Raw genomic sequence first — 9,143 nt, 5'->3', positions numbered from 1 at the left:
CGCCTCAGAGCTGACCATGGCTGCCTGACCCCCAATCGCTCGACGCTCCCAACCATAGAGACCCCATACGGTCGGACCAGAAACTCCAGTCTCCTTAAGTATAGTGTACCTTTTCACATAAATGGTCCTGTTGACGGAATAGGCACATTGCGCAAATATAGATTGCGTTCACGACAGACAATGCTGCGACAAAGGGGTGTGAGGGCTGGTAAAACATTTGCGTTTGAAATCATTCATTGAGTTCGGCACGGCGCAATTCCAGAGTAATCCGGAAATCCGTATATCTGCGTTCACAGTCTTGATGGGGTTTGTTCTTATTGAAAGTCAAAATTCACTCGGCCTGGAGAAGGAGAAAAGTGACTCGAGTTTTTTGGTGAAGCTATCGCAAATAGAAATGCTGGAAATTCCAACGATGGAAATCGTGGTGCTCCTGCGCACCAGTGTGGCGCGCGCATTCCAGGGCAAACCCGCAGACCGGGAGTTGGCTGACCCTGCGGAAATCCAGGCAGTTCTGGATCGTTTCGGCGCGGAAATGAGACCACAGCATCCCGGCGTCACTGATCCCAAGTTGGGATCCTACTTTACGATCCATGGCGTTTCGTCCTCACAAGTGGACGAATTTCTGTCTGCACTCCGGCACCTGAATGCCGTTGAGGCAGCCTACACCAAACCGTTTGCGGCACCGCCCTGACCGCACCGCAACAGGCGATCATCTGATTTTTACTCTCCGGATGATCTGGATGCGGTCGATTTGCGCCGATCTGAAGGCTGTTCGAGATCAAGACAACGAATGAGTCAAGAGAGTTCAGGAGGAACTACATGGCCAGGAAACATGACGGGTCAAGCGGTTCGAATACCGGCGGCTTGCCGAATATCACGCCTTTCGCACCTGAACTGATCGTGGTCGCAAAGCCCGGAGCGGGTTTGCGCGCCCGCACCACCGGCCTTGTGTCCATGGCGTCGGCCGACCTCGGCGACATGGTGGCTGCACTTTCCGAGGCTGAGGCGACCATGCGTCCGCTTTTCGGAGAGAACGAGGAGCGGATTCGTTTGAGTCAAGCCGCGCTGCCGGCCGGGAATGGCTTGACGGGGGATGTGCCCGACCTGTCCCTGTTCTATCACGTCGAGGTACCAGGCGAGGCACCAAGCGAGGCATTGACGAATTTGGCGGACAAGCTCCGCGGTATGCCGGTTGTCGCGGCAGCATATGTGAAGCCACCCACATATCTGGCCGCCGAGGCCGCCTTGATGCAGCCGGAGCCGCCGCTGGCGGAGAGCATCAATGACATGACCGCCGCGCCGGCGGAAGCCCCACCGGCCAGCCCGGATTTCACAGCAAGCCAACTTTACCTTGACGCGGCGCCCGGCGGCATCGACGCCCGTTATGCCTGGACCTTGCCGGGTGGGCGTGGTGCCGGCGTGCGTGTGATCGATATCGAGGGAGCTTGGCTTTTCACCCACGAGGACCTGCGCGTCGGCCAGGGTGGGATCATCGGCACCGCGACCAACGATTTAGGCTGGCGCAATCACGGCACGGCGGTAGCAGGCGTCATCAGCGGCGACGTGAACACGTTGGGCATCACCGGTATCTGCCCCGATGCTCATATCAGAGGCGCCTCGATCTTCGGGCCGGGCTCCGCCGGCGCCATCCGAGCGGCGGCCGATCTGCTCTCCCCCGGCGATATCATCCTGATCGAACTGCACCGTCCTGGCCCTCAGTCGACAGGAGTGGGCCAGCAGGGCTTCATCGCCATCGAATGGTGGCCCGACGACTATGCGGCGATCCGTTATGCCGTAAACCGCGGAATCATCGTGGTTGAGGCCGCCGGCAACGGCGCGGTGAACCTGGACGATCCAATCTACAACACGCCGGGCGCGGGCTTCCCGGCGGACTGGCGGAACCCATTCAATCGTGCGCAGCGGGATTCCGGGGCGGTACTGGTGGGTGCTGGCGCGCCACCTCCGGGAACCCACGGGCGCGACCACGGTCCCGACCGCTCCCGTCTCGACTTCTCGAACTTCGGGGCAGCGGTGGACGCCCAGGGCTGGGGCCGAGAGGTGACGACTGCGGGGTACGGTAACCTCCAGGGCGGGTCCAGCGAGGAACTCTGGTACACCGACACTTTCAGCGGCACGTCCAGCGCCTCACCCATCGTGGTCGGTGCAATAGGGTGCACCCAAGGAGTATTGCGAGCCCGCGGTCGCATACCTCTCAGCCCTGCCCGGACACGCGAAATCCTGCGCGCCACCGGTTCGCCGCAAACAGACGCGCCAACCCGGCCGCGCACCCAGCGCATCGGGAACCGGCCCAACCTGCGCCAGGTGATTTCGATGGCGCTGCAACAGAACAACTGGATCGGCGTCCAGTTCACGGGAACGCTTGCCGCCAATACCACGCAACGTTGGTTCACGTACAATTGGCCGGCGCATTGGCATGTTGTCTGGACGATAGTGCCGGTATCGCCCAGACCAGGCGGGGCGCAGATCCGCTGGCAGGTAGAAGTCGAGCGCGCATCCGACCGGTATGTCACCTACTGGATTTCCATCACCAACCTGACGAATGAGCCGGTCAACGTCGAGGCCCGATACGCCGTGCTTGGCTGGTGAGCGGGGAGATCTGCGATGCGCATCACAATCGACATACCGGGATCTGTCCAGCCCAGGCTGACGTTGGACGGATCGGACCTATCAGACAGTATCGGCGCCGTTGGGACTCAAGCCGGAGAGCCTGCGGGGCTGCCGACCCCGCAGGCTCTCCCCGCCAGGGCCCAGGAGGCGATCGACGGCGGCGGACCGGACCCTGAACTGCTGAGGGCGATCGGCATAGTTGGCGATCCTGAAGGAGCCCAACGCGGTCCCGCTCGGCATGCCGGCGCGCCAATGGGTGGCGCCGACGATGGCGGTGGCGCTCCAAGTTGGCTGGTCGAGGTAATCGAAGGGTCGCTTTCCAGAAGTTCAATTGCCTGAGGGAGAGCCGGCTCAGGAAGTCCGAATATCAGGGGAAGCGGAGTTCTTGCCTGAAAGCGGCCAGCATCGGTGCCGCACGGAAGAAGCCGTGGTCGGACGATTGCGCCGGAACCATGCACCCGCTTCGGGGCTCCGGCAGCATATCAAGGAGTGGTAGGAACTGGCTTCTGAAGAGACGACGCGATCCCGGGCGGAGCTCGCAGAGCAGAGCCCGGGATGGCATCGTCAAGGTGTTGGGCGGGAGCCGATATCTACCGGTTCCGGAGGATAGCGGTGGCCGCCGCAAAGAAGCTTGGTCGACTTCGTCATGTCGGCTTCATTCCCGACCCGCGCTGCTCCGGCAGCTCAGCACGCCGCCAAATCGACGAAGCCTTCGGAAGCGTCTCGAGATCGCTCCCGGTGTCCTTTCAGCAGTTCCTCGATCCCGGGCATTGTCGGTCCCATGGTCGATCGGTTCCGTAAGCACGACAGGAGTTCCTGCTCATGAACCTCTTCCCGCTTGACTTCGAACCCAACCTGACGGGCTTCGGTGGCGACCGCACGAAGAATCGGACCGAGCATCGGGAGGCGATCACCAGAACGCCCGTCATCCTGGTCCACGGCAATGCGGGGCATTCCGCGCATCCCAAGTGGGGCATGGAAATCATGAGGGATTTCCTGAAGAACCACGCGCAATATGATGATTGCGAGATCTGGGCGATGGACCACCTGGGTGAAAACAACACCGATCTGGACCTCAACGACCCCCATCGCAACCACATCACCCAATTCAGGATCTTCGTCGATCGCGTCAGGGATTATCTGGGTGTCAGCAAGGTCGATTTCATCGCCCATTCGCTAGGCTGCGGCATGGTCAACGGTTACCTGCGCGGCCTTCAGCCGAACGGACAGTGGAGCGACGGGGACAACAGGTTGGACGCCGTGAGCACGTTCGTCTCCCTCGCCGGCGCCACCTACGGGCTCGGGATCGCCGGGATCGGCGAGTTCAGGTCCGGTTCGCGTTTCGAAATCGACTCCCACAAGCTCAGGGACGTCATCGACGATACGCCGGGAGGCTCAAACGATCCCTCGGCGCAGGAGGCGGACGACCCGTCCTGGAAACGGTCCACGTCGTTGGACGACAGCGGAGTCCGTTACGTCGCGATCATCGCGAAGAACGACTTCGTCGACGCGCAGCAACGTAATACGGGCCGTCGCGAAGGCGCCGACCTCAACAAAGGGTTCGATCTCGGCGGCGGCGTCGAAGGGCATGAGAAGATCATCAAGAGCCGGACCGTCTTCGATGCCTTCAGGGGCCACCTGAACAAGACCCCGCCCGACGGGCAGGTGACCATCCATGTCGACAAGGACGACGGCAGCTACGGGTCCGGTTTGGAAATCACGGTGACCACGACCCCCGATCCCGTACCCGTCGACTACACCGCCGAGCGAATCACCAGGCGGTTCAACGCAGGCTATATCGAACGGCTGGTCGCCGATGTCAGGACCGGGACGCTGGCCAGCGGCGACGCCCTGGCGCTGGGCTCCGACGGCCAGTGGGAGGTGATCTTCCGGGCCGCCCGCGCCAAGCGGGTTCAGCGCGCCTATGGCGTGGACATCACGCTTCCCGAGGTCGAGATCCGGCCCGCCGAGCCGAGGTTCCGCGACAGCCTGCAGGTGAGCGCCAAGACCACCCGGGGGGTCGCCTATCACAGCAGGGATCTCGAGACCTGGGTCGCCGAGGCGGCCCTGACGATTGACCGGACGACGACCGTGTCGTTCATCGCCATCGATTCCGACGGCGTCGCATCGCCGGTTGTCAGCCGGGCCTACGAGAAGATCGTGCCCTGGACGGATCGGCAGACGGCGACCCTGACCGAACATTTCCTCGCCGGCCGTCTCAGCACCAACCAGTACGTGGCGCTGGGTCTCGAACTGGGCTTCAACGCCGTGGTCACGCTTTACCGGTTCGGCGACCGGTGGACGACCGATCCCGAAGCGCCGCGGACGATCCGGTCGGTGCCCCTGCCAGCCGGCGTCCCTGCGGCGGTGCTGGCCGCGGGCGGGACCACCATCCGCGCCGACAAACCGAGCGGCGACCACGCCGAAGCCTTCGACGTCACCATCTCCGCGTCCGGGCCGGGCGGCGGGACCGTGACCGTTCATTACACCGAGGACGGGAGCGACCCTTCCGACAGGAACAATCCCCAGCGCCACTCGTTCGAGACCGCCAAGGCGTTCATGATCAGGGGCAACGGCCACCATGCGATCCTCTGCTACGCCGAGGACCGCCGGGGCAACGGGATCTTCGAGACGTTCGCCTGGTCGGTCGACGATCAGAACTACCCAGAGACCGGCATCGCCCCGTCGCTCGGCGGAGTCTACGGGCGTGGCGTCACCGTGACGCTCAGCCCCTCGGAGACATGCGCCTGGACGAAGTACACGCTGGACGGCACCGAGCCGGACGAGAACACCGGGACGGACTATTCGGGGCCGATCGCGATCAACGGGACCGCGACCCTCAGGTTCCGGTCGAAGGATCTGCAAGGACATACCGAGCCGGTGAAGACCGCGGCGTTTTCGATCGTGCCGGAGACGCACAAGGCGGTCATCGCCAGCGACCCCGACAAGGACGGACATGTCAGGGCGAACGCCGACAGCACGGATGCTGTGATCGGGACCTTTCGCAATCTCGCGATCGGGACCCGGTCGGACAAGGACAGCCGGGCCATCCTTCACTTCGACACATCGGCGCTTCCCGACAATATCACCGTCACCAGGGCTTACCTGGAGATCGAACCCCACTCCGTCGCCGGGGATTTCCGGACCGGCGGAACGATGATCGCGGTGGACGTCAAGCGTGGGCATTTCGGCTCCTCGCGCGGCCTCCAGGGGCACGATTGGGGAGCGAAGGCGACAGCGGAGACCGTCGCCCGGATCGGGCACCTTGCGCCGGGTGCAAACGCGTCGTCGGACTTCTCCGAGCAGGGGCGCGACGCCATCGACCCGAGCGGTATCACCCAGATCCGGCTGAGGACCGAGCCGCGCGGAAGGTCGCCGTTTGGCTGCGTCTTCCTCAAGGGCGGAGCCGGCGCACGTCTCGTCGTCGAGTATTCCTGACCGCAAGCACGTCTGGTGCGGGCAGGCGGACCAGCAGGACCCGGGAGTTTCAGATGCCACTCAAGAGTTACGGTGTTCTCAAAGGCCGGCCGATCGACGTCCAGCCCGGCACGGGACCAAGCCCGCACTATCAGATCCTGATATCCGACGATACTTCCCTCTTCCGCATCGCTGTGAACGTCAAGTCGCAGAGTTCTCCATCGGAACTGCTGTTCCATGAGATTCTCGATTTCCGGCATCCGGTCACCGCGGAGCTTCAGGCGCTGGCTCCGGGTTTCCACCGGTTCGACCGCCGTCCGGGCGGCGCGGCGCTGGACTATGTTCGGCTCAACCTGTTCGAACGCCCCGACATGCATGCGGTGCCGCCCGACCGCGAGGGACCGGACAACGACCTTAACGAATTTCTCGCGCGGCATATCCAACTCGCCATGGGCCATGAGGACGCCATGGTCTACGCCTTCGGCGAGCGCTGGGGCCCGGAACAGAACAAGCGGGACCGCTACTTCGGGTTCCTGCCCGGCAACGGCATCCACGATATCCACATGAACCAAGGGAATGTGGAACCTTGGGTCAACGACGACGGCGTGTGGCAGGACGGCGGCCTGATGATCCACTACCCCGATGGGAACGGCCCCGATGGGAACGGCGGCGGCCGCTGGGCAGCACTCTTCCTCGCCTTCCAGTCCCAGTCCTGGAACACCGACGACACCACCGGCCATACGATCCGGGCGCCCGAAGGCACGGAGGGCCGTATCCGCATCGTCGCGGCGCTCGTGAACCCGATAGGTCATGACCCCGGCGGTGAAACCGTGACGCTCCTCAACACGACGCCAGAACCCGTTGACCTGGAGGGGTGGCGCATTCTCAACCTCCGGAACGCGGCTTTCATCCTTCCGCAGGTCCGGCTCGCCCCCGGTGAAACGCTACGCCTCGTGCTGCCGGCCGATACGGCTCCCCTGTCGAACGAGGGTGGGATCCTCTCCCTGCTCGACTCGGACGGCTACAAGGTTCACGGGGTTTCCTACACCCGGGAGGAGGCGAGGCGGGAAGGCTGGAGCCTGACCTTCTGAACCGGGCCGTCAGCGGAAAGCCAGAGAGAATCGGAAGGTAGCGAGATGCAGGATCAGGCGATTGAACTCCACAGGACCGGAACGGCAACACCGGCGCACTCGGATCTGCTGCACCGGAAGACGACGGGCTTCGTCCTTTGGCGACCGGGCAGCACCCGGCCGGCACCGGTGCTGGTCATCGGCCAGTTTCGCGACGACAACCCTTCAGGGTTCACCCTGACACACCGGCTGCCCCTGCGTCCGGATGCCGACGTGGAGGAGCTTTGGGTTTTGCCCGCGGCCGACTGCGGTTTGGACGAGGGGCAGGTTTACCATTACTGGTTCGAGGTGTCCGACACCCATCCCGAGCGGCAGCCGGGGACCCCGATCCTCTGCACCGACCCTACGGCCTGGACGGTGGACTGGCGGCTCCTGGCGCCCCGGCTTCCGGCACCTTACGGGGAGAACGACCGGGACCCCGCTGGCGTCGTCAAGTTCGAGGACGGCCGGCTGGTCCCCTGCGATCCGGGAGGCGAGGTCGCGGACTGGGACGGCGACAGGCCCATGGCGGATCTGCCCCCGAACAATCGCCTGGTGATCTACGAACTGCCGACCACCTGGGCCATGTTCGAAGAATCGGAAGCCGGAGCCCAGCTCGCGGTCGGGACCTTCCGCGACGTTATGGCGCTGGTCGACCGCAACCGGCAACCGGCGAACGCCCGGTCCCTGGCGGAACTTCCCGGACAAGCGGCGCACCTGTCGGAACTGGGCGTCAACGCCCTTGAATTGCTGCCGCCCGCCGACAGCTTCGTGGACCGCGAGTGGGGTTACGCCACCAGCAATTACTTTGCCGCGGATCACGACCTGGGTTTCCCGAAGCGGCATCATTCGCCCACGGCCTCGACCGATCTCTCGGATCTGGTCAAGCTCTGCCATCGGAAAGGGATACGGTTCTTCACCGACATCGTGATGGCGTTCGCGAACCGCTATTCTTACGAAAACGTTAATTTTCCGGACTTCCATGTGCGCGCGGGCGTCGGCGACCCCGATGAAGTCCACGATGGACAGACGCGCGACGCTTTCGGCGGCACTCTGTTCCGATACCGCACCGTGATCGACGACGCGTACGACCCCGTCTCGGGAGCGGTAAAGTCCCTGGTGGCCGCCCGCCAGCTCATGCAGGCCCACCTGGTGCGCTGGATGATGGATTTCCGGATCGACGGCGTTCGCCTCGACAGCGTCGTCAACTATGGGACCTGGGACTTCATCCAGGAGTTCAACGATCACGGGCGCCGGCTCTGGAACGCACGCTGGGCGGAAAACCGACAGCCCGCCGGTCAGGCAGACGCCCGTTTCCTCACCATCGCCGAGGAACTGGCCGTACCGGTGGACCTCGTCCGGCAGGGACGCTGCGATGCCCTGTGGAACGAGAACTTCAAGCGGATGGTCCGCTACGCGATCATGGGCCGGAACGACAACAGCGAACCGAGCTTCGAGTGGACGATCCGCAAGATGATCGACTGCCGGCTGCTGGGGTTCAGCGACGGAGCGCAGGCGGTGAATTATGTCACCTCGCACGATGTCGAGGGCTTCCGCAACGAGCGCCTGTTCAACCTTCTGGTCAACAACGGCGTTCCCGATGCCGAGCGCCGAATCAAGCTGGCCTTCGCCTGCCTGATGACCTCGGTCGGCATCCCCATGATCTTCGCGGGCGAGGAGTTCGCCGATCAGCATGACCTGCTGGTCCTGCACCCCCACAAGCAAGTCGATCCCGTCAATTTCGACCGGCGGGAAGAGCCCTGGCGTCGGCGCGTCTTCGACTATGTCGGCCGGCTGGTAAGGTTCCGCACTCGCTCCGACGCCCTGGCCGTCAACGACACGTATTTCATCCATGTCGATTTCGACGACGGCAAGCGTATCGTCGTATGGCAGCGTGGGGCGATCGGCAGCGGCGAACTGGTCGTCGTCGTGGCTAACTTCTCCGACTTCGGAACGCCCGATCCGTTCAATCCCCAGTCGGTATATGTC

5 protein-coding genes are annotated in these 9,143 nt (G+C 63.6%); all 5 read left to right on the top strand.

Going from position 1 to position 9,143, the window contains the following annotated elements; translation table 11 throughout:
* Nucleotides 1–217 precede the first annotated feature (217 nt).
* Nucleotides 218–691, top strand: a complete 474-nt coding sequence (locus tag N825_RS35210; RefSeq protein ID WP_157619778.1) for a hypothetical protein — start codon at nt 218–220, stop codon at nt 689–691.
* 128 nt (nt 692–819) lie between these two features.
* Complete coding sequence (locus N825_RS35205; RefSeq protein WP_198039074.1) at nt 820–2,607, top strand: S8 family peptidase; 1,788 nt, start codon at nt 820–822, stop codon at nt 2,605–2,607.
* An 843-nt stretch (nt 2,608–3,450) separates the two neighbouring features.
* Nucleotides 3,451–6,066: an alpha/beta fold hydrolase gene (locus tag N825_RS35195; protein ID WP_037462117.1), complete on the top strand. Its 2,616-nt coding sequence runs from the start codon at nt 3,451–3,453 to the stop codon at nt 6,064–6,066.
* A 53-nt stretch (nt 6,067–6,119) separates the two neighbouring features.
* A complete protein-coding gene (locus N825_RS35190; protein ID WP_037462114.1) occupies nt 6,120–7,136 on the top strand; it encodes a DUF2278 family protein in 1,017 nt (338 codons plus the stop codon).
* 45 nt (nt 7,137–7,181) lie between these two features.
* The coding region (locus N825_RS35185) for an alpha-amylase family glycosyl hydrolase (RefSeq protein ID WP_051514222.1) at nt 7,182–9,143 on the top strand (1,962 nt) is incomplete at its 3' end.

The organism is Skermanella stibiiresistens SB22 (assembly GCF_000576635.1).
Lineage (GTDB): Bacteria > Pseudomonadota > Alphaproteobacteria > Azospirillales > Azospirillaceae > Skermanella > Skermanella stibiiresistens.
The sequence above is the reverse complement of the archived record's forward strand: the minus strand, read 5'-3'. Positions and strand labels throughout refer to the sequence as shown.